20 protein-coding genes and 2 pseudogenes are annotated in these 22,087 nt (G+C 52.0%); 8 read left to right on the top strand and 14 right to left on the bottom strand.

Going from position 1 to position 22,087, the window contains the following annotated elements; translation table 11 throughout:
- Window position 1: 1 nt before the first annotated feature.
- The 7 genes from ACWHYD_RS14755 to ychF all read right to left on the bottom strand — a co-directional run bounded on the left by ACWHYD_RS14755 (window position 2) and on the right by ychF (window position 8,877).
- Window positions 2–3,118 carry an efflux RND transporter permease subunit gene (locus ACWHYD_RS14755; protein ID WP_447962790.1) on the bottom strand — a complete coding sequence of 1,039 codons (3,117 nt, stop codon included), beginning with the start codon at window positions 3,116–3,118 and terminating at the stop codon, window positions 2–4.
- 134 nt (window positions 3,119–3,252) lie between these two features.
- Window positions 3,253–4,455, bottom strand: coding sequence for an efflux RND transporter periplasmic adaptor subunit (locus ACWHYD_RS14750; protein ID WP_447962789.1), 1,203 nt, complete (start codon window positions 4,453–4,455; stop codon window positions 3,253–3,255).
- 57 nt (window positions 4,456–4,512) lie between these two features.
- A complete protein-coding gene (locus ACWHYD_RS14745) occupies window positions 4,513–5,958 on the bottom strand; it encodes a sensor histidine kinase (protein ID WP_447962788.1) in 1,446 nt (481 codons plus the stop codon).
- A gap of 3 nt (window positions 5,959–5,961) precedes the next feature.
- Window positions 5,962–6,639 carry a response regulator gene (locus ACWHYD_RS14740; protein ID WP_447962787.1) on the bottom strand — a complete coding sequence of 226 codons (678 nt, stop codon included), beginning with the start codon at window positions 6,637–6,639 and terminating at the stop codon, window positions 5,962–5,964.
- A 103-nt stretch (window positions 6,640–6,742) separates the two neighbouring features.
- The gene (locus tag ACWHYD_RS14735) at window positions 6,743–6,991 is read right to left on the bottom strand and encodes a hypothetical protein (RefSeq protein ID WP_447962786.1); all 249 of its coding nucleotides are present in this window, start codon (window positions 6,989–6,991) and stop codon (window positions 6,743–6,745) included.
- A gap of 215 nt (window positions 6,992–7,206) precedes the next feature.
- Complete coding sequence (locus tag ACWHYD_RS14730) at window positions 7,207–7,563, bottom strand: PepSY domain-containing protein (RefSeq protein ID WP_447962785.1); 357 nt, start codon at window positions 7,561–7,563, stop codon at window positions 7,207–7,209.
- Window positions 7,564–7,806: 243 nt separating this feature from the next.
- The gene (gene ychF, locus ACWHYD_RS14725; RefSeq protein WP_447962784.1) at window positions 7,807–8,877 is read right to left on the bottom strand and encodes a redox-regulated ATPase YchF; all 1,071 of its coding nucleotides are present in this window, start codon (window positions 8,875–8,877) and stop codon (window positions 7,807–7,809) included.
- Window positions 8,878–8,970: 93 nt separating this feature from the next.
- Here ychF and ACWHYD_RS14720 point away from each other — a divergent pair, with 93 nt between their 5' ends.
- The 4 genes from ACWHYD_RS14720 to ACWHYD_RS14705 all read left to right on the top strand — a co-directional run bounded on the left by ACWHYD_RS14720 (window position 8,971) and on the right by ACWHYD_RS14705 (window position 12,003).
- A complete protein-coding gene (locus tag ACWHYD_RS14720; protein WP_447962783.1) occupies window positions 8,971–9,282 on the top strand; it encodes a hypothetical protein in 312 nt (103 codons plus the stop codon).
- A gap of 513 nt (window positions 9,283–9,795) precedes the next feature.
- Complete coding sequence (locus ACWHYD_RS14715; RefSeq protein WP_447962782.1) at window positions 9,796–10,647, top strand: sensor histidine kinase; 852 nt, start codon at window positions 9,796–9,798, stop codon at window positions 10,645–10,647.
- 116 nt (window positions 10,648–10,763) lie between these two features.
- Window positions 10,764–11,291, top strand: a complete 528-nt coding sequence (locus ACWHYD_RS14710) for a hypothetical protein (RefSeq protein ID WP_447962781.1) — start codon at window positions 10,764–10,766, stop codon at window positions 11,289–11,291.
- Between the two features lie 574 nt (window positions 11,292–11,865).
- The gene (locus ACWHYD_RS14705) at window positions 11,866–12,003 is read left to right on the top strand and encodes a hypothetical protein (RefSeq protein WP_447962780.1); all 138 of its coding nucleotides are present in this window, start codon (window positions 11,866–11,868) and stop codon (window positions 12,001–12,003) included.
- A gap of 497 nt (window positions 12,004–12,500) precedes the next feature.
- Here the strand turns inward: ACWHYD_RS14705 and ACWHYD_RS14700 are convergent, their stop codons facing one another.
- From ACWHYD_RS14700 to ACWHYD_RS14680, 5 genes and pseudogenes are all read right to left on the bottom strand, one after another.
- A complete protein-coding gene (locus ACWHYD_RS14700) occupies window positions 12,501–13,406 on the bottom strand; it encodes a hypothetical protein (protein ID WP_447962779.1) in 906 nt (301 codons plus the stop codon).
- Window positions 13,407–14,202: 796 nt separating this feature from the next.
- Window positions 14,203–14,466 (bottom strand): annotated as a pseudogene (locus tag ACWHYD_RS14695) (DUF5615 family PIN-like protein); the annotation flags it as partial.
- A 40-nt stretch (window positions 14,467–14,506) separates the two neighbouring features.
- On the bottom strand, window positions 14,507–14,731 hold the full coding sequence (locus ACWHYD_RS14690; RefSeq protein WP_447962778.1) for a DUF433 domain-containing protein: 225 nt from the start codon (window positions 14,729–14,731) through the stop codon (window positions 14,507–14,509).
- 237 nt (window positions 14,732–14,968) lie between these two features.
- Window positions 14,969–15,185, bottom strand: a pseudogene (locus ACWHYD_RS14685) (hypothetical protein); the annotation flags it as partial.
- On the bottom strand, window positions 15,160–15,324 hold the full coding sequence (locus tag ACWHYD_RS14680; protein ID WP_447962777.1) for a hypothetical protein: 165 nt from the start codon (window positions 15,322–15,324) through the stop codon (window positions 15,160–15,162). The pseudogene ACWHYD_RS14685 and the gene ACWHYD_RS14680, both read right to left, overlap by 26 nt.
- Window positions 15,325–15,480: 156 nt before the next feature.
- Here ACWHYD_RS14680 and soxC point away from each other — a divergent pair, with 156 nt between their 5' ends.
- Together soxC and ACWHYD_RS14670 are read left to right on the top strand one after the other, a co-directional pair.
- The gene (gene soxC / locus ACWHYD_RS14675; protein WP_447962776.1) at window positions 15,481–16,758 is read left to right on the top strand and encodes a sulfite dehydrogenase; all 1,278 of its coding nucleotides are present in this window, start codon (window positions 15,481–15,483) and stop codon (window positions 16,756–16,758) included.
- Entirely contained in the window at window positions 16,745–17,308 is a 564-nt protein-coding gene (locus tag ACWHYD_RS14670) for a c-type cytochrome (RefSeq protein ID WP_447962775.1), read from the top strand. Before soxC ends, ACWHYD_RS14670 begins: the two co-directional genes overlap by 14 nt.
- A gap of 163 nt (window positions 17,309–17,471) precedes the next feature.
- On the opposite strand, the gene ACWHYD_RS14665 is transcribed toward ACWHYD_RS14670, so the two are convergent.
- Complete coding sequence (locus ACWHYD_RS14665) at window positions 17,472–17,747, bottom strand: cation transporting ATPase C-terminal domain-containing protein (protein ID WP_447965881.1); 276 nt, start codon at window positions 17,745–17,747, stop codon at window positions 17,472–17,474.
- Window positions 17,748–18,100: 353 nt separating this feature from the next.
- On the opposite strand from ACWHYD_RS14665, the gene ACWHYD_RS14660 reads away from it, so the two are divergent.
- Together ACWHYD_RS14660 and ACWHYD_RS14655 are read left to right on the top strand one after the other, a co-directional pair.
- The gene (locus tag ACWHYD_RS14660; protein ID WP_447962774.1) at window positions 18,101–18,370 is read left to right on the top strand and encodes a hypothetical protein; all 270 of its coding nucleotides are present in this window, start codon (window positions 18,101–18,103) and stop codon (window positions 18,368–18,370) included.
- Between the two features lie 135 nt (window positions 18,371–18,505).
- Window positions 18,506–18,955 (top strand): hypothetical protein, encoded by a 450-nt coding sequence (locus tag ACWHYD_RS14655; protein ID WP_447962773.1) that lies wholly within the window; start codon window positions 18,506–18,508, stop codon window positions 18,953–18,955.
- Window positions 18,956–19,210: 255 nt separating this feature from the next.
- On the opposite strand, the gene ACWHYD_RS14650 is transcribed toward ACWHYD_RS14655, so the two are convergent.
- On the bottom strand, window positions 19,211–21,907 hold the full coding sequence (locus tag ACWHYD_RS14650) for a cation-translocating P-type ATPase (RefSeq protein WP_447962772.1): 2,697 nt from the start codon (window positions 21,905–21,907) through the stop codon (window positions 19,211–19,213).
- Window positions 21,908–22,087: the final 180 nt, after the last annotated feature.

The following is a 22,087-nucleotide window of genomic DNA, read 5'->3' as shown; positions in this document are numbered from 1 at the left end:
CTCAGGTTGAGATGGTGCTGGTGTGAGACTGATTGGGTATGGCTGGTTGTTTGTTGGAACGGCAGACGGTGCCGTACAACGCTGGAATAATAAATAGGGTCAAAGCCGTGGACGTGATCAAACCGCCAATCACGACTGTGGCCAGAGGCCGTTGGACCTCCGCTCCCATACTGGTAGCGACGGCCATCGGTAAAAAACCCAAACTTGCGACGAGGGCGGTCATCAAGACAGGGCGAAGACGATCCATGGCTCCCTGTGCCACCGCGTCCCGGGTCGGAAGCCCTTCGGTTTCAAGTCTTTGGATACGGCTTACCAAAACGACACCGTTTAAGACCGCAATTCCGAAAAGGGCAACACAACCGATGACCGCCGAGATACTCAACGGAAGGCCTCGAATCCAAAGGGCAAAAATACCGCCCGACAGAGCGAGGGGTACATTCAAAAATATGAGGAAGGCCGGACGAATTGTTCCAAAAATCACCGAAAGAATGGCGATGATAAGCAGTAAGGTAATCGGCACCACGACGGCCAGTCGGCGTGACGCTTCTTCGAGATGTTTAAATTGTCCGCCCCATTCAAGGTAGTATCCGGGAGGGAGGGAAACTCGGTCGCGAATGATTTGTTGGGCTTCGGTGACAAAGGAACCCAGATCACGGCCACGGATATTGGCTTCGACTACCAGCCGGCGTTGAATATCCTGTCGACTAACTTGCGCAGGTCCTTCATCCACTTTGATGGTGGCCACGCGGGACAACGGAACCAGTTCCCCATGCGGGGTGGGGATCAGGAGATTGCCGAGCGCCACCGGACCGGCCGATGCATTGTCCGAGAGGCGGACTATCAGATCAAAGCGGCGTTGTCCCTGAAAGACGGTTCCAACCGTCTGGCCCACTCGTGCAGATTCAATGATGTTTAACAGGTCTTTGGCGTTCAACCCGTATCGCCCGATTTGATCACGGTCCACGATCACCCGAATCCTTGGGACCCCGGTCACTTGTTCCGCTTTCACATCGGCAGCGCCGGGCACCTGTTCGAGGGAACGTGCCACCAAATCTCCTTGATGGCGTAAGACCTCAAGATCCTCCCCGAAAATTTTGATTGCGAGGTCGGAACGGGTGCCGGCAATGAGTTCATTGAATCGCATCTCAATCGGTTGCGTAAAGCTCATGCCAACACCGGGAACCGCTTCATGAACAGCCGTTTTGAATGTGTCGATCAATGCCTCTTTGGAGGTGGCCGTGGTCCATTCGTCTTGCGGCTTAAGGACAACAAAGACATCAGATAGTTCAATGCCCATCACGTCCGTGGCCACTTCCGGACTTCCAGTCCTTGTGACCACCTGGACGACTTCGGGAAATTTCCTCAATGCCCGTTCTACCTCCAAGGCCGTTTGCACTGATTCAGTCATGGAGACGCTGGGGAGGCGCCATACTTGAATGGCCATATCCCCTTCCTCTAATCGAGGAACAAATTCGATCCCTAAGCGCGATCCAATCAACAGACTGAGGGTAAACAGCACGATGCCTGGAATCACGACCCATGCCGGCCGGTTTATGGACAGGTCTAACCAGGGTTGATAAAGGCCTCGGGCATGCCGAATGAGCCAGGTTTCTTCATGATTCGGTCGGGCGCGTGCGAACCAATAGGCCAGTACCGGCACGCCTCCTACCGCAAAGAGGAGTGAAGCCGCTAGGGCAAAAATGACAGTCATAGCCATGGGCCGAAACATTTTGCCTTCCAACCCAACCAAGGACAAAATGGGAAGATACACGACGATAATAATGCCGACTGCAAACACAATGGGTCTTAACACTTCCCGTGCCGCACTCTGAATCGTTGCCAGTTTGTCTTCCTTCGACTGGCTGGTGACCTTCCCGAGCTTTCGCAGAATATTATCGATCATGACGACCGATCCATCCACCAGCAGTCCGAAGTCAATCGCACCCAGGCTCATCAGATTTCCGGAGATGCCAGCGTGATACATGCCGGTAAAAGCCATCAGCATGGAAAGAGGTATGGCTAAGGCCACAATAAATCCGGCCCGAACGTCTCCTAGAAATGAAAAGAGAATCGCGATGACCAGCAGACCTCCTTCGAGTAAATTATTTTTGACGGTGTTGATGACTTTTGAAACAAAAAGGGTCCGGTCATAATAGGGTTCAATCAGGACACCCGGTGGAAGCGTCGATTGAATCTCCTTGACCCGTTTCTTCACCTGTTCGACGACCTGCTGAGCATTGGCCCCTGCCAGCATCTGAACCATTCCGATAACCGTTTCCCCCTCACCCATCCGCGTGGCCGCCCCTATCCGCAAGGCCGCACCTTCTTTGACTTCCCCAAGATCTCTAATGAAAATGGGAACGCCACCCGGCCCATGACTCACGACAATTTGCCCTAAATCGGTAACTGTCGAGGCCATGGCTTCTCCTTTGATGAGATACAGTTCCCGCTCATGTTCAATGTATCCGCCTCCGGCAACCGCATTGTTCTGCGCGAGGGCATCAAACACGGCTTTTAAGGTGAGATTGAAGGCGAGGAGCTTACTGGGGTCGACCACCACCTGAAATTGTTTGGTTTCTCCGCCCCAAATATTCACTTCAACCACACCGGGAACGGCACGAAGCCGCCTGCCGATATCCCATTCCAGAAGTGTCCTCAGGAACATGGGACTGTGCCCCTGCCCTGTGAGCGTGAATTGGTAGACTTCTCCGAGGCCGGTTGATAAGGGGCCCATCATCGGTCGTCCATAAGCGGCGGGAATGCGCTCTGTCGCCAACGCCAGACGTTCGCTAACAAGTTGTCGGACAAAATAGAGATCCAGGTGTTCCTCAAAGATCGCCGTCACGGCCGATAAGCCATAACGTGAGATCGAACGCACTTCCTGTAATCCCGGTATGCCACTGAGTGCGGTTTCAATCGGAAACGTGATGAATTGTTCCACCTCAATCGGACCGAGCGCGGGTGAACGGGTGAGGATCTGCACCTGGACAGGGGTGAGATCGGGAACCGCATCGATGGTGAGATTGGTCAGCGACCACATTCCGGAGGCGCTGACCAAAAGCAAGGCGACGACAGTAAAAAATCGATATTGAAGTGAGAGTGTGAGAAGACGTTCCATGGAGTTATAGGGTTTTCATCATTTGACTAATTGCGGGGAACACGAAAGAAGGGAACCTGATTCGTCAGGCATGCCTTGAAAAATAACACGCATATTTGTGCGCAATTCCACGTTCTCACCCACGGTGATGGTGGTTAATGTTCATGGGCGGATGGTTTCATGATGGCGTTTTTCAGATCGAAGACACCTTCGGTGACCACGTGTTCTCCCAGTTTTAAGCCCCGTTTGATTTCCACAAGTCCCCCGCCTTCCTGGCCGGTTTCAATAAACACGAAATCGTATCCGTTGCCCCGTTGAACGAACACTCCGCGCACGCCCTCTACCATCGTCAAGGCCGATAGAGGAATGGATAAGACGGGCTGTTGTTGATCGATCAACCGCACGTCCACATATTCATTGGGCTTAAGCCGGCCATTAGAATTCTCAACGTCGAATCGCACGCGAATGGTGCGGGTGGTGGCATCTGCGACCGGGGCAATATAGGTGAGCCGGGCAGTGATGGGCTCTCCACCACGGGGAAGAACCTCGCCTTGATCGCCTTCCTTGAAACGACGGGCATGCTCGATTGGCAGATTGGCAAACACCCACACCTGACTGGTATCCACAATTTCAAAGAACTCGTCTCCTGCCGCTACGCCCTGACCCAGCACGATTTTTTGATTCACGACGGTTCCACTAAGAGGGGCCCGGAGCAAATATTTGTGGCCCTCCAAATGGCTCCCATGCTCCATTTGTTGGAGTTCCTGTGGGCTGAGCCCCATGTTCAGGAGCTTTTCCCGGACGTGTTGATAGACGGCCTGGGCTTCAATCTGCTGTCCACGGTCTTCCAGAAACCGACGTTGAGAAATAATGTTTTCAGCCAGGAGTTGTTTGGTTCGCCTAAAGTTGCTGGAGGCCACATCCAATTTGGATTTGGCCACCAGGTATTCCTGGACTAATTCATCCAAGCGCATGCTTTCAACGGCCGCGAGCGGCTGATCTTTATTCACCCGATCCCCTAATTGCACCATAACCTTATCCACTTGCCCGGGGATGCGAGAGGAAACTTTTGCCACGTGGGAGAGATCAAGGGCGACATGTCCCGGAGCCGAAATTGAATGCGGGGTCAGGCGTTCTTTAACTTCTTCAATTCGGATTCGTTGACGCGCTTGGTCAGGGACATGATCCACATGAAAGGTTTGTTCGGAATGGGGGCTAAGATCGGTAGAGGAAACAGCCGGATCTTTGTCCGGAGGGCTACCCGCTGGTGGCTGGGTGTCGGAACAACCCAAAGGGAACAGCCCGAGAAGGCAAAAAACAGGGAGCCATCTCCAATACCTGTGGTTCAGTTTCTTCATGAATGACTCATTCGGACAAAAAATCTCCTCTGACAACAGACTATCAGGGTGTTCATGTTAACGGTGGTTCTTTCCGGTTGGGAAGGTGATTGTGAATGTGGTGCCGTATCCGACTTGACTCTGTGCATGGATCGTTCCTCCGTGGGCTTCGACAATCTCTTTGACGATTGCCAATCCCAGGCCTGTTCCTCCTGAATGGCGATCCCGTGCCTGGTCGATTCGATAGAATCGCTCAAACAGGTGAGGGAGATGTTGGGAATCAATTCCCGGCCCGGAATCCTCTACGGATAGACGGATTGACCCCTCGTGAAACCGGACTCGAACGGTTATGGTTCCGTCTGAAGGGGTATGCCGTAGGGCATTATCCAGGAGATTGATCAGGGCTTGTTTGAGCTGTGAGGCATCTCCAAGGAAAGGAGGAACAGGTTCAAACTCCGTCTGCAGATGGATACCGCCTTCGTGAGCTAACACGGACAACTCGCTCACGACGTCTTCGACAAGAGGCGGGAGGTCAAGAGTTTGCAGCGCGAGTGGTGGGCGGTCGCCGGCGAATTGTGCGAGAGTAAGGAGGGATTTGGTCATGGCGGTGAGTCGATCGACTTCAGCCAGGTTGGAGAGAATAGTCTCCCGGTATTCCTCTCCCGACCGTGCCCGCTGCAAGCTGACCTCAAAATTGCCTTTCATTGCCGTTAACGGGGTTTTCAGTTCATGGGCCGCATCGGCCACGAAGCGACGTTGTCCTTCGAAGACCTGCTGCAAGCGGTCCAACATGCCATTAAAGGTGTGGGCGAGGCGTTGAAATTCCGCGTAGGGGGAGGTGAGTGTGAGACGGGTGGAGAGTGTCTGTCCGGAAATGGTTTCCGCTGTCTGACTCAAGGCCTTGACCGGTGCCAGGGCTTCACCGGCCAAACGTCCGCTTCCCCACCAGGCAAACAAGAGCGAGATGGCGGAGGCCCCACAGAGAAGCCATGCCAACCACTGAAGAGTTTCCTCGACAAATTGTAAAGATTTTTCCGTTTGTAAAATGAATCGTCCGTGGTCCTCGATGGCAAGAGGAATCGAGATGCGGCGAATGGGGGACCGGCCTGGTTCGTGAAACGTTTCGAAGACCGTTTCCCCTTTAAGAGCCTGAGCGATGACCTGAGACGCCACTGGAATCCGGTTCTCGGTGCTCTGCCCACTCCAGAGAATACGGCCGGTGGGATCCAGGATGGCGCTGTAACGGATGGCCTGCTGTAATTCATCTTCGTCATCAAATTCTTCTCGTTCGTCTTCTTCATCCTCTTTGTTCCCCTCATCTTGCCGGTGAGAGGACACTTCCACATGGTCGGTAGCCAGGTCCACCCGATAACTTTCCTCTTCGGCGAGTGCGACCAATTCTTCATCGATATGACCGTGCAAAATGGTCGAAAATCCAAGGTAGAGGAGCAGGCTAAAGAGGCCTAGGAGGATGACGATGAAGCCCAAGGCGACGAGACGAATGCGAGTGCGAAAGGCCTGCATGGGTTAGGCATCCGGGATCTTTAAGACGTAACCGATCCCCCGTACGGTATGGATCAGTTGTGGAGAAAAATCCCGGTCCATTTTGCTACGCAGGGTTTTAATGTGGACATCGACAATGTTTGTAACGGACTCATAGTGAATGTCCCATACATGCTCAGTAATGGCTGTCCGGGTCAATACCCGTCCCGTATTTCTCATAAGATATTCCAGAAGAGAATATTCTTTGTTGGTCAGGACGATGGTCTGGCCTGCCCGTGAAATACGGTGAGAAATCGGATCCAGCTCCAGGTCTGCGATCGTGAGGCGGGGGGTGGGCTGGGCACTGCCACGACGGAGAAGTGCTCTGAGACGTGCCAGTAATTCAGCAAAGGCAAACGGTTTGGTTAAATAATCATCTGCCCCGGTATCCAAACCGGTCACGCGATCTTCAACGGCCTCCCGTGCCGTCAACAGAAGAATGGGCGTGGTCTGGCGTTTCGCTCGAAGCCGGCGGCAGAGGTCAATGCCATTCATTTTTGGGAGCATGATATCCAGAATGATCAGGTCATAGGACGAGGTCATGGCCATGGCTAATCCCATCTCACCGTCGGTGGCAAGATCCACAGCATATTGCTCCTCGCGCAACCCTTTCACAATAAATCCGGACACACTTGAATCATCTTCCACTAAGAGAATACGCATCTGTCTCCCGCTGAAAAGTATAACCGTGAAGGCCGGAGGTGCTTCGCATGGAGTCCTGCGTCCTTTACAAGGGCAGCCCCTGCTCGTAGACCAAATCTCCCCCCTAGCGACCTTTGGCGCTTAGTGTGCCTAATCCGATCGCCGCAATCAAAAAATACGAAAACGAGGTCTTCCGCCTAAATTTGTCTCGCAGCACCAGCCGACCCCATAGGAGGACTCCGAAAATTCCTAAGCTCACAAAAGCGAGCGCCTCGTGGGTCTCAATCATCGATTTGGCAATTCCGGTCCTTTTAATAGCCTCCTCTGCCCAGGTGCGGGTAATCGCGGCCGCAACCCCTCCGAGAAACCCCACGATGAGAAGTCAAAATCGCCATTACCGAAATTGTTCCGTTTGAACTATGCTCCTGCGTCGTCAAATAGCACAGTGGTGAATTGCAAGGGGATGAGGAAATGCACGAACATGGGAAGTACCCGCAGCTCAAAGATGGTTCCTCCTGTGTGTCGTCAGTGTGGGGAAAGGAGCAAAGGCCCCATACTCCTTCTTACGCATGGGGCCTTGACGATGTATTAGGCTTCTCCGCAATCCTTCTGAGAGGCGCCCTTCTCGTGCGCTTCCTGGTCCTCGAGTTCAGAACTCAGGATTTTCCCGGATTGGGCGTCAATCTCAATCTCCCTGATTTCTCCGGCAGCGTTGACAATCTCGACTTCATAGATCACTTTTCCGTCTTCACTTTCCAGTTCGGCTTCAATCACCTTTCCTGGAAATTGAGTCGTCGCGGTTTTAATGGCTTCTTCCATGGTGACCGAAGTGGGCAGATTGGCCACGGCGACCTTCTCCCGGCCGTCATCACCTATGGCCAATCCAAGGGAAGTCAACAAGAGAGCTGAGGCGCCCAATAGACTGAATGTGTGGATTCCCTTCATGATACATCCTCCTTCTTAAGAAATTGATGGAATCAACCGGCTGTTCATAAATTCAGAATAGACCATCTACATGAAGCAGCTATGAAGCGGACATGAAAAATTCTTCATTTAGAGAGAATACTATGAGTCAAGATAGGCCCTTGTCGACCCACTAGAAAGGCGGAAAGGCAGCTATTGGAAGGGGAAACGCATTGTCGGTTGAATCCTAAGTGCCCGCCAGCATGCCGGCAAGCAAAAACCCGTCTAGACGTTAAACTTGAAGTGGCAGACGTCGCCATCTTTGACGACGTATTCTTTTCCTTCGGAGCGGATCAGGCCCTTCTCGCGCAGGGCGGCTTCCGACTTGTGGGTGTCGATGTCCGTGAAGGCGTAAATGTCGGCCTTGATAAAGCCCTTCTCGAAGTCGGTGTGGATGACCCCGGCCGCTTGTGGGGCCTTGGCTCCAATGGGAATGGTCCAGGCCCTGACCTCCTGCACTCCGGAGGTGAGGAACGAGCAGAGCCCGAGTGTTTTATAAGCGGCGACGACGACCTTCTCCAAGCCGCTCTGCTCCATGCCCAAATCTTTCATGAAAATTTCGCGGTCCTCACCGGATAGTTGAGCAATTTCACTTTCGAGTTTGCCACAGATCACGACCGATTCCGATCCGCGCTCCTTGGCGAATGCCTGAAAGTCCGCAAGGATCGCCGGATCCGGATTCTCATCGGTATTCCCGACATAGAGAACGGGCTGTGTGGTGAGCAGGAAAAAATTCTTGAGAACTTCCGGTTCGAGGCCCAGTGCTCGCGCCGGTTTACCCGCTTCAAGGCCATTCTTCAGGATATCGAGCACCACAAGTGCCTCTTTCGAGGCCTTATCTCCGGACCTCGCTTTGGCTGTGACCTTGTCGTACTGTTTGGTGAGACTGTCCAGGTCCGCGAGCATTAATTCGGTTTCAATCACTTCAATATCCCGCCGATAGTCCACGCCGCCCATGGTGTGCACCACGTCGGGATCCTGAAAGAGACGCACCATGTGAAGGATCGCGTCGACTTCGCGGATATTTGCGAGAAATTTATTCCCGAGGCCTTCACCCTGGGAAGCCCCTTTCACCAGACCGGCAATATCGACGAAACGGCAGGAAGTTGGCACGGTTTTCTTGGGTTTGACCAACTCGGTCAGGCGCGCAAGACGCGGGTCAGGAACGGCTACGACGCCGACGTTCGGCTCGATTGTCGTAAATGGATAATTCGATGCGGCCGCGTTTCCAGAGGTCAACGCGTTAAAAATCGTGGATTTGCCGACGTTGGGTAGACCGACGATACCAATTTCCATAGAAGACGCAAGGTAACAAATTAGGAACATGTCGGTCCTTGAGCCAAAAGGCCTATACGTAGCCGGTCCTTCCCTTCACATAAAAATTTTCGGATGGTGAATAATCTTTCTCTGGTTTACACCGCATCAGTTCCTGAGGTTGAAATAGAAAGTTTTGTATCGATCAATTCAGGCTTAGAAAAGTCGCAATTTTCCGGTGATTTCAGAATAGAAAATGATGAATTTAATCACCCTCGTGTATCCGAAAGAAAACGGTGTGGATCGTTTTTAAAACATCCGCTCCACTCGGTCGTCCAGAGATTCCGGGAAACGGCCTGGCCTCAGGAAGGCCCTATCGAGAGAGGAGCTGACAACCAGAGCAAGCATGGTAAGTGGCGTGTGCAGAAAGGGAATGACGGCCATTAATGAAGAGTAGGTTGATCAACTGATTCCGTACAGGTTTGGCATGAAAATTCCCGGCAGTCCTGGATTCGAACGGGGTGTTCCACAAACATGGCAGGCCTCGAAATTTGTGAGCAATTGTGGGTCGTTCCTTTGGCTTTCTCTTTTTCAGAACCGTGTAGCAACCGGCTTGTTTTTTCTTGACTTAATTCGCTGTTTGAAGAAAAATTGACACAAGCTGTGCAGCTGTTGCGTGTCGGGATGCGGGCAGGAGAAGGAGAATGGCACATTGCCTCAAGCCCTAGGCTCCTGGGGATGTGATGATGATCCCATCATTGAATGTAGCCAGGCATTGCGGCAACTATTGAGGCACCATAGTCATGCAAACGAGGTTCACCTGTATTTATCATGAGATCCCAATGACTCTGATGATATTGAAGAAGACGGCACTCCGCAGTTTAGGCGGATCAGTCTCAAGTTGTTTGGGCTTCACTTACTCCGGGAAGATCGCGATGGTCATCGCAGGGAGGAGCGTTCATGGGGGAAGATAAGAATCAAATCGTGTCCGGCATTCTCAGAGCCCGGGCGGAGTTGGAGCAGGTGTTGTACGAAATGGAGAAACTGCCGGCAATCAGTGAGAGTGCTGTCCATTTTGCCGCACATGCCCTGAACAATTATCTCACCGTGACCGGCGGAACGGTTGAATTACTCCTGTTGATGCTAGCGGACCATCCGGACAAGCAAATCCGCACCGGGCTTGAGTCCTTGCAACAGGCCACAAATTTGATGGCGCACACGGTCAGTCGACTGGTGAATACCGAGACCGGTCTGGACGCCGAAATGCGTTTCGAAAAGGTGGAGTTGCCGATCATGGCGCAGAGGTTTCGCCTCTTTTATCAACGCATTGCGGATCAGAAGCAGATTCAGTGTCTTTTGGGTTCCACGGGCGGTGTTCCTCCTGTGTGGACTGACCGTGTCGCCACCGCTGCTGCGTTGGATAACCTGTTCTCGAACGCCGTGAAGTACTCACCACCCGGGAAGCGAATATGGGTCGATGTGGTGCCCCAGCAGGATTGGGTGGTCTGTCGTGTTCGCGACGAGGGCCCGGGCCTGAGTCAGGAAGACCAGGTCAAACTCTTCCAGCGCGGAGTACTACTCACCCCTAGACCTACGGGAGGAGAGCCTTCAACAGGGTACGGCTTGGCGGTCGCCAAGGAACTGATCGAGAAGGTAGGGGGGGAGATCTGGTGTGAGAGCGTGGTGGGGCAGGGGGCCTGTTTCTCCTTTCGATTGCCTCAATACCAGGAACTGGTGCATGGATCCGGGCGGACGTTGCCGGGTTTACACGAGAACAAGGAGCATGAGAGCCGGACCGTACGCCACACCTGACCTGGAGGTTATTCATAATCCTCAATGTTCATGGTCTTCGACAGGTAACCGGTTTGTTGTAGTTCAATCAGGGGCGTGCCATCCATCTCTGCAACACCTTTAAAGGGGAAATTCCTATGAGATCGACACGACTCAACCTCTTTTCGATCATGATCGCCGTGGTATTTTCGCTTTGTGCATCACTGGTGTTTGCTGGAGGAGCGACGGCAAAAACCGGATTCTCACAAGCCCAGGAATCGGCCAGAAAATGGCAGGCGGACGCGGTTCTGGTCCAAATCATTACCGTATCAGGAGATATGGAGGGCACGTCGAGGAAGTGGAGCTATCTCTTTTATTCACCTCAGGCAAAAAAGGGGTACAAGGTGGACGTGAAGGATAGCAAGATTGATCAAGCGATTGAAGTACCGTCGAGCTTCACGGATGCGGTGGATGGAGATTTTATTGACAGTGCGCAGGCGATCACAGAAGGGAAAAAGAAAGGGCTCAAGGGGAAAAATCGAGCGATGATGACCCTCCACATCATGCAGCAAGGCACCAAAAGCCAGGGCGCCTATTGGAATATCGTCAGTGACCAGGCGGATGGCAGAAGTACCCTCATCAACGCCAAAACCGGGAAGTTCTTCAGACACCAGGCACTCAAGTAAATAGTACTGATGAACTTCGGATCTAATTCCCTTTTCTTTTAACTTGTTGGTCGATGTACAGCTATTCGCAACGTGGTTTTTGATCGATGCTTTTGGAGACCGCAATGAAAGTCAAATATTTTTCTGACACCGACCTCGTCTATATCGAATTCAGTAATCAAGACGTGGTGGAACCTTTCTGAAATTTCCTTCCAACAACTAATAAAGAAAAAATATCCGGTCCCTCTTCCTCAGAGGTTGACTCAATCCATCACCTACATTCTGGTTATCCCTTCCGGGAATCTATCTTCCGGGTTTTTATTAAACCTGTGTGACTCTGGAAGATATCTCTTCCTCCTCGTCATTTGGTCCATCCGTGCAGAAATCTCTTGTGCCTTGACATATTTTGATGATTGACCAACAATCGATAGGGCTATGCGCCATAAGGTATGGGGTGGACGTGAAGGACAGCAAGATTCACCAAATGCTTGAAGTGTCGTCGAGTTTCACGGATGTGGTAGATGGAGATTTTATTGACAGTGCGCAGGCGATGGCAGAAGCGAAATAGAAAGGGCTCCAAGGGAAGAGCGGAGCCATGATGACCCTTCACGTCATGCTCAAAGGCACCAAAAGCCAGGGCGCCTATTGGAATATCGTCAGTGACCAGGCGGAAGGGAAGAAGCACGCTCATCAACGCCAAGACCGGGAAGTTCTTCAGGCACCAGAAACTTGAAAAGATGGTACTAAATATCTCAGTGTCTGACTCCTTTTCCTCGAGAGCCCAGCTGCGGCCTTTAACACACTGTAGAGAGCCCTTGGGCTTCGTCGATCTACCCGAAAAGATACGTGATTGCAAGACTTGACCCTAAGCCTTTCGCATTGAACTTGGAAATTTTCACCGCGGCCATCATGTGGACAAAAAGCTGGTGATTAGTAAAAGAAAGGCTCCCGACCCCTTATGCCATCAACAAGCGCTGGTCCCCGCCAATCCATATTGGCAGGAAAAATCCGGTCCTAATTCACCTGGCAACCACCAAAGAGCATATGGAATGCAGAAGAATAAGGGGAAATTCTTCTCAGATTCTCATTTGAATTCAGGAGCGTGAATTTCGACCCGTTGTCGTAGCAAATGGTCCTTAAAAGTAAAATTTGGACAATCTTCGACTTCAACCCTAACCCAACCGCCACTGATAGCGCGGTTGGGTTAGAGGAAGATTAAAGGTTTTATAATTACTTGATGTTAAATAAATCAAAACATGTCATTTGTTGTTCATGATTACAGGTAGCCCGTGCTTTTCCATTTAGGCCAGTACAATTATCGGCAATCAAGGTGGAGATACACTGACCGAGTGTTTGAAACTGAGGAGCTGGTTCGAAATCATAGGAGGCGTTAGCATTAGTTCCTGCAATGACCACCTTATCAAAGTAGCCTATTTGGCCCTGATTGAAACTACCAACACCCACACTGACCGCAACGAGATCAGCTTGGGAAAAATCCGGAGTCAAGGTAGAAAGCCAGGCAGCTAAAGTCGGGCAGGTTGGATCACCACAACCGCCGAATCCATTCCCAACTCCAAATCCGCCGGTTGTCCACCAACTGCCAACAGTCTGATTGAGATCCGAGCGTAGCCACGTATCTAAAGGGGGGAAATTACCAAATCCGTTTTGGTACGGCTCATACACTAGTGTGGCAAAGCAGTCCCCTCCAGGGGTTTCGTCGCATACCGGATTGAAAAAGGTTAATTTCAGTGAAGGTGCCGAGTTGAGATTTTGCCCCGCATTACTTGCTTTATGCCATGAGTATCCGATCTCAAGCGTCGGAATAATTGTAGCAGCAATGCCATAATTGTTTGTCACTGCGACTTCGGCCTTTGCAGCATTGGTAAGATCAGTTGTGATCTTGGCTGCCCCAATCGGAAGAGGTTGGTTATTTTCAAGGTTTCCACCTACACCGGAAAGATTGGCAACGCTCGCTGTTCCTCCAGGACGGACGTCGGCTTCGTACCAAACCCCCGCCGGAGGTGGGTCGGAAAACGGTGCGAATGACGTCACGGTTGTTTGGGCAAAAGCTGGGGCACTCAGTGCAACGATCCCTACCATACATGACGCAGCCACCACTTCAGTCAGTTGGCTCATGATGATTATCCTTTCAGATGAAAGTTGATAATAATACTTCCTGGCACGAACGGGCACTTGCAGAGTGGAATACGTTTTCAAAATCACGCAATTGAAAATGCCTTCTATATGGGGCGGGCATCCCTTAAATAGGACGTCTTGTTGGGCCTTCCTGGTATGTAACTTTTTATGTGAATAAAAGCAAACCTAAAGGGCATGTTGGGAATCAATGCATCAGAAGTAATGGCGGAAGCGACGATTGAAATCCTATAATCCCTTACGGGTTTGAAATTGTCTTCCGTTCTTTAAGGAAAACGATTCCTAGGTTTTGGGCCATTCTCGATTTTCTTCTAACATAACGGCGACGAGCCAATGTGTTAGCCATTTTTTCTTTTTTATTCTTCGACACCGTGAAATGTGGATGTAAGAACGGCGAAGCAACGTGAGGAGAAAACGTTTAACCCTTCTCTCCGCAAGGTAACATAGGCATGTATTTAGCCATTTGAGGGACTCGGGCACTCCAAGCTCTTATCCGGATCGTTTGAAACCGGAGTTTAAAAAGGGCTCGAGAGTATTTATCAGACTGGTATGTAGTCCTTTTGTATGCACGCACCGATCGGGACCAATGCATAGAAACAAGTTTGACGCGTTTTTTTATGAGATGGCTTGCTCTCGGAGCTTTGTGACTTCCGGGCATCCTCACTTTTCAGGAAGTGCTATTAAAGAAATCCCCCTTAGTCCCCCTTTACCAAAGGGGGAACTTCTTTGGTGTCAGGCTCTCAATCCTTAGAGGCTTCCCGATAACTCAACCAGGGGTTCACCGGATTGCAGAAGTGTCAATATGTTTGGGAACGTTCGTTCGAGAAGTGTGCAAAAGTAGGCGTTGGACGTGTTCACGCGTGACCCAGATGATTTGCGGTGGTACGCCATGCACCATCACCAAATCCACAAAATCCTGATCTTTACTCATGATGGTGCCACCTACTTGTCGAGTGGATTGAAAGATCTCCAGGTCAGTGGCATTCCGAGGGCCCAGAGAGGAAACGGATTGAGTGGGAAGATAAAAGGTAGTAATGAGCCACGGTACTAATGAGGAGACAGTTGAGCGTCAATCTACAGAATCAAGAGGAGGCCATGGGATAGTTCACACGCGTACTGGCAAATTTAAGGCAGGCTTGAACATCTTTGGCTCCTACCTCAGGCAATTCTTCTAGGACTTGTTGAGGGGTGAGCCCGTTCCCCAAGAGGTCAAGGACATCCGTCACACGAATCCGCATTCCGTGGATGCAGGGACGGCTACCGCATTGGTCAACGTTCACAGTAATACGTTCTGCAATAGCAGACATATATCTTCCCTCCTTGGGGATTCTACCAGAGAGTAAATGAGGAACAAACAAGGGACGAACGGCCTCTTGAGGGTTTGCTTTCCAATAAATCTTTCCTCCCTCACCCTTGTCCCTTTCTACCAGGGCGAGGAAAATCAACATACATCGTTGAAAGTTTAGTCCCTGTTGGTATGGTCGGGCCAACCAGTCGCGACGCCTGATCCACTTTTCGATTTAGCCTGATAGGCCCACATTGTCGGTGACAAGCGACACACAACCCATGAGCAGCCTGACCCACGAGATGTGTTGCCAGAAGCCACCGGCAAAGATGCTTTCATCAGGAAAGCAGGCCGTCTGTGATGAGGTTGATCCACAGAACCTGAATCGGGCGCAGGGGAATTGGCAAGCCAAATAACGGTGCCAGGAAAATCCTCCAGATTTCTCCCGAATTACTCATCGTTGTGTATTTCACAAATAAACTCTCCTCTGGCTTTCAGAGCTTTGACGATGGCAATTTTTTGCGGGGGTGTGATGCGAGCATAGTCCCGGGGATGCTCAACAAGTTTCGCCGGTTCTTCAGGGGAACGGTGCTCCAACTCCTGGTCGGTCAGCACCGTGGTGCCTAATTGCTAATGCCGACTCCTGACGCGCGGCGCTGGCTTGTCCACACAAGAAGAAGATTGTAGGATGGTTTGAAATCTGCCCTTGCGATGTGGCGCAGAATTTTCGAACTCAAGGTGGTCCAACACTCCGGTTTATGGGGGGCATCTATGCACCCGGCACCCGAGGATCCTATTTCAGAAACACGAGAGGAGCCGCTGGCCGATATTCCCGGCAGCCAGCCACTCAGTCGTCGCGCCTTGCTGTGCCAAGCGGTCACTGTCGTTGGACTGACGGTGGCACAAGCCATCTTGAGCCCTTTACGGGCAGAAGAATCATCGGTGCCGAAGGACCCGACCAGAGTACCCGGTTCCCTGCCTACTCTCTACGGTCAACGCTCGCCGTTTGAAAAGAGTAAGCGTGTGCTGAGGTCCTGGTGGGGATCTCTTACCCCTTTGCAGGATCTTGATGGCGTGGTCACTCCCGCTTCCTTACATTTTGAGCGCCACCATAATGGGGTGCCGGTGATCGATCCGTCGCACCATAAGCTCCTTGTTCATGGTCTGGTCGATCGGCCGTTGATTCTATCCATGGATGACCTGAAAGGGTTTCCCTCCGTCTCGCGACTCGCCTTTATCGAATGTTCGGGAAATTCCGGACCTGAATGGCTGGCTCCGACCGGACAGACGGCTCAACAGACCCATGGGCTTACGAGTACAAGTGAATGGACGGGTGTGCGGCTGGCGACAGTCCTCAAAGAAGTCGGCATAAAACCGGAGGCGACCTGGATGTTGGCGGAAGGTAGTGACGCGGCGGTCATGACGCGTAGTCTGCCGGTGGCCGACATCATGGAGGAGGGCCTTCTCTGTTATGCGCAAAACGGTGAGGCGCTTAGGCCGGAGCAAGGGTATCCGCTACGACTGGTCATTCCCGGTTGGGAAGGCAACACCTGTATTAAGTGGCTGCGTCGACTGAAGCTGGGAACGGCACCGTTCATGACAAGGGAGGAAACATCCCGGTATACCGATTTGATGCCAGACGGCCGCGCACGGCAATTCACGATGGTCATGGAGGCCAAGTCCGTCATTACCACTCCTTCCGGTGGCCAAAAGGTCCGACCCGGCTTTAATGAAGTGAGGGGTCTTGCCTGGAGTGGTCGCGGGTCGGTGATGAAGGCAGAGGTCAGTACGGACGGAGGACGTTCGTGGGAAGAGGCGCAGCTACAGGAACCGGTTCTTCCCAAATGTCACACCAGATTTCGGTTTTCCTGGCGTTGGGATGGAGAAGAGACAATTCTGCAAAGCCGCTGTATCGACGAAACTGGTTACGTGCAACCCGCACGGGCAGCGTTGATCGCAGTCCGGGGAATGAACTCTGACTACCATAACAACGCGATTCAGAGCTGGAAGATCTCGCGGGAGGGGCACGTCACCAATGTTCAGGTTTAATTTAGTTGCGGCGGTTCTTGTGATCACGCTTGGCATAGGATGGCAGAAGGGGTTGGCTACGGCACCTGAAGCGCACTTGATCACGGGCTATGGATTCGGCCATGCGCCTTCCGACCGTGAATTGCAAGGCTGGGATATTGATGTCCGCCCGACCGGTGCCGGCCTACCCGCCGGCCAGGGAACGGTGAGCCAGGGCGAAACCGTGTTTGCCGGGAAGTGCGCATCCTGTCATGGGGCGACCGGCCGGGAAGGGCCGATGGATCGTCTCGTCGGTGGACAGGGCACGCTTGCCAGTCGACAACCTATCAAGACGATCGGCAGTTATTGGCCCTATGCTACCACGCTCTATGACTATATCCGTCGCGCGATGCCGTTCAATACGCCACAATCCCTCACGAATGACGAGGTATATGCAGTCGTGGCCTGGTTGCTGTATCAAAACGACATCATCTCGACCGGGACGGTGTTGGATGCCGAGACACTGTCCGCTGTTCACATGCCGAACCGCAACGGCTTCGTGCCGGATCCCAGACCGGATGTGTCCAGGTAATCTTCATTCGTGATACCTGCAGAAACGTGGCCCGTGCATTCTGTCCTTCCTCCTCGTTTGCACCGGCATCGGAGTGCAGCTGCGGTCTGTCCGGATGCCCCTCTTCCTAGGCAGGCACTTCATTGGAAAATTGAAGGTTTGGGTTTGCAGGTTGTTGGGCCAATCAGCCGCGACGTCTGATCCATTTTTCGAACTCAACGGCAAAAACCACGATTGTTGAAAGGATGAGACTGAGACCTAATTGGTTCAGGGTTAAGGGCAAGGTCAGGAAGATGGGATTGAGAAATGGCACGTATATCGTGGCCATTTGAACCGCAAAGGTAAGCAGCCAGCTTCTTACCAACCAGATATTGCTTAACGGTCCCCGCTGAATACATGATTCCCGCTCCGCACGAATCGCCAACACATGTCCCATTTGGGACAAGGTGGGCATGGTGATTGTCTTGGTACTATAGAAATTCGATCTTGTCTCATTAGTCGTTGGCTGTGGTTAAAGGCCTTCGCATTTGTCCCTTTTTACCCCTTTTAGTTTTTTCCTTCTATTCCGATAAAACTATTGGACATAACCTTTGATGGCTTATCTGGTGTAGGGCTTCTTTGGCCGGAAAGTTCCTTCCACGTCGATGAGGGATGTGAGTTACCCTCTCCTGCAGATATCCGATAGGTGACGGGTCGTTTCCCTGGGTCTGTGAATCCTCGGGGAAATACAAAACAATACACAGCAATGGATGGACCGTCAGTGAAGTGCTCACGGGCTTTCACCTTACTTTTTAATTGAAAAGGAATGGACCAATGAATGAAAACGCGCCTCACACCACGACAAACTTGGAATGTCCACACTCCCGAAAAAAATGCGATGTCAATTTTGAAGTGAATGTCTTCCGTGGAGTGACGCATGGGGGTGTGGAGGCCATCACCTGCACGGAATTTTTGCACAACAATGGGGCTCCAACCTGCGGGCAGGAATGTATCCATTCATCTCAGGCAAAAAATATCCATGAAGAAGAGGTTCGCAAGCATCAAAAAGAGCTGGCGAAAATAGGACCCAATGTAATTGGATAGATGATTAATCGGCATGTCTGTGCCTGTATGTGTAGTAATTGATGGCCAGGTAATTACTTCGGCGCGAGATCATTAATGAAACAAAAGTACATAGTCAAAGAGGAATTTGACCACTCGTATTAAGGGGGACCAAACATGAAGGGAAAGGCATTTAGAATTTTTGTGTTTGCTACCGCACTCACATTCTTTGGTGGCAGCCTGCATTTGCCGGCTGCCTTGGCATCATCCGTACTTTCATCCAAGGTAGATGTTGAAATTATGGTCAAAGTCAGCCAAAAAGGGTTTTCAGACGAACGAGGAAAATTATTTAGTCCCAAAAATTTCCTGAAAATTCCGAAAGGGCAGGTGGTGCGAATCACCTTTGTTTTCGATGAAAGCATGTCCAGCTTGTCTTATGGAGATACTCATCAAATTGCCATTACGGGGGCTGGAGGGACGAAAGAATCGGAAAAAATATGGGTATTTAGCAAAAAGTCAAGTGTTACCTTGCAGAGCGGGAAAGACGGCGATGCGTTTCGAGCCTATTGCATTATCGATTGTATTGGGATGGAACATTTAAATAATCTTTTAATTAAAGTGGTTTAACCGGTTTTTGATTTACCGTTACAACGCTGAAACGTTGGGTATATCGTTTCGGGAATGTTGAATTGTGAGTGCGACGGGTTTCATTCAGTGTGACCCATCCTCATGAGATATGCCCGCGTCCCCGCATCATGTCTGACCAAAAAATTATTGAGAAGCTTTGAGTCTGTTGATACGCTGGCGGGGGTAGCGTATTTTCGAAAGAGGAAGCAGCGCACCCTCCGAATTTTGTCTACGAGAGTGGTATAGCAGGAATGGTTATTGCCGGGAACCCCATTTTCTTTGTCTAACCAATTTTTCGAGTTCTACGGCGAAAAATACGACAGTTGACAGGAGGAGGCAGAGGGCTAATTGGTCCAGGGTTAAGGGTATGGTATGGAAGATGGGGTTGAGGAAGGGCATGTATATCGTGGCCATCTGAAGGGCAAACGTGAGGAGGACGGCTCCAAATAACCAGAGATTGGTCAACGGTCCCCGCTGAAGAAAAGATTCCTGTTCCGCACGAATCGCCAACACATGGCCCATTTGTGAGAGTGTGAGGACGGTAAACACCATGGTTTGCCATTCTCCCTGATCGGCCTCGTAGGCCCACATTTCAGTAGCCAGCGACACACCACCCATGAGTAGTCCTACCCACAAGATATGTTGCCAGAGACCGCCGGCAAAGATGCTTTCATTCGGTGGGCGGGGCGGGCGTTCCATGATGTTTCGTTCTTCGGGTTCCATGGCGAGGGCGAGGCCGGGCAGGCCGTCGGTGACGAGATTGATCCATAAGATCTGAATCGGAAGCAGGGGAATCGGCAGCCCGAATAACGGCGCCAGGAAAATTGTCCAAATTTCTCCGGAATTGCTTGTCATCGTATATTTCACGAATTTGCGGATGTTGTCATAGATCCGGCGTCCGTCCCGGACGGCGGTGACAATGGTCGCAAAGTTATCATCCAACAGAATCATGTCGGAGGCTTCCCGGGCCACGTCTGTGCCGGTTCGCCCCATCGCGATGCCGATGTTGGCCTGGTTCAAGGCGGGGGCGTCATTCACCCCGTCGCCAGTCATCGCGACGAACTCTCCCCTCGTCTGCAAAGCTTTGACGATGGCAATTTTTTGCGCGGGAGTGATGCGGGCATAGACGCGGGTGTGCTCAACAAGTTGCCCCAGCTCTTCGGGGGAACGGTGTTCCAACTCCTGGCCGGTCAACACCGTGGTCTCCTTATTGATGATGCCGACCCGTGAGGCAATGGCCTTGGCGGTGCCTGGATGATCGCCGGTGATCATGACGGGTTTGATGCCCGCCGATCGACAGAGGGCGACCGCCTGCGCGGCTTCTTCCCGTGGAGGATCCATCATGCCGGCAAATCCCAGAAAAGTAAGCTGGCGTTCGACGACCGAAGGAGTTATTTCCGAAGGAGCTTGGTCCCAGTGGCGATAGGCCACTGCCAAGACCCTTAACCCTTCATTGGCCATGTGTTCGGCCTGCTCCAACAGTCTGTCTGTTGCCAGGGATTCAGGGCCAGGGCCGGTCTGTGTGAGCATGGATTCGCACAGAGGCAGAAGTTTTTCCGGCGATCCTTTGGTGAAGGAGAGGACTCCCTCTGGCGTGCGATGCAGGGTCGTCATGCATTGGCGGTCGGAGTCGAAGGGGAGTTCTTGTATGCGTGGGTTCGTGGCCTCCAATGTGTCTTTGTCGTACCCGGCCTGGCTGGCTGCCAGATATAAGGCTATTTCCGTGGGATCACCCAATGTCGGGCCTTCGGTCTGAGCCTTGGCATCGTTGTTCAATGCCAACGCCAGGAAAAACAGATCGATGGGATTGTGGAGACCGGCTTCAATGCCGGGTTGTTTACTGGTGGGCGGGGTCAGTATGTCCCCGGCCACAGACAGTTGCTCTACCCGCATGGAGTTTTGTGTGAGGGTGCCCGTCTTATCCGAACAGATATAGGTGACGGACCCTAATGTTTCCACAGCGGGCAGTCGCCGGATCAATGCCTGTTTTTTGGCCATTTTTCGCGCGCCCAATGCCAGAGAAATTGTGACGACGGCCGGGAGGGCTTCCGGAATGGCGGCCACGGCCAAACTGACGGCGGTCAGGAACATGAGCACCGGCGGCTCACCCCGCCAGACCCCAACGGCAAATAACACCACGCAGATGGCGAGGACGGCCAACGCGAGGCGTCGTCCAAAGACCGTCAGGCGTTGTTGTAAGGGCGTTTTAATGTCTTCGTCTTTATGCAGGAGAGAGGCAATCTGTCCTAACTCGGTCTGAAGGCCGGTGCCGATGACGATTCCCGTGCCACGGCCATATGTCATGAGTGTGCCTTTATAGGCCATATTCCGCCGATCACCCAGCGAAAGTTTCGGGTCGTTGAGGGGGTCCGTCTGTTTGTCAACCGGGACGCTCTCGCCTGTGAGCGTAGATTCATCCACTTTGAGTTGAACCGCTTCGACTAATCGAAGATCGGCAGGGATGAGATCTCCGGCTTCCAGTAGCACGATGTCACCTGGTACCAGGTCGAGCGTGGAGAGCGGCACGATCTGCTCCTCACGTTGGACACGTGTCGTGGGAGTCGAGAGTTTTTTGATGGCTTGCATGGCTCGGTCCGCTCGATATTCCTGCACAAACCCGATGATGCCGTTGAGCATCACAATGATAATAATCGCCAAGGCATCCATTCGCTGCCCCAACATGCCTGAGACGATGGCGGCCCCAAGGAGCACCAGGATCATGAAGTCGGTAAATTGATCGATGAAGATTCGAGAGAGACTTCGCTGCCGGTGTTCGGGAATCGTATTGTGTCCGTAACGACGAGTCCGGCGACGGACCTCCCGGGCATTCAGCCCTGTTTGCGGATCGACTCCCAGCCGTTGAGCCACGTCCGAGACAGGAAGAGTATGCCAGGCCGTATCGCTTGGCGATGGGGAAGGGGCCTCAGTGGTGGTGTTGGGTTCTTTGGTCATCTTGGCTGTTGGGACTCTAGGGGACTTCTGAAATGTTATGGAACGTGAATACGGTTATAACTTTGATTCGAATTTTCGGACATGGGATAAACACCTGATGACTCGGTTTTTGCCTAACCATGTTGTCATCTTGAGCCCCCTTCGACTCCGCGCAGGGCAGGCATGGCGAAAGATCGGTGC

The sequence above is a fragment of the Nitrospira sp. Ecomares 2.1 genome (assembly GCF_965152585.1).
This window is presented reverse-complemented; position numbering and strand designations above follow the sequence as displayed.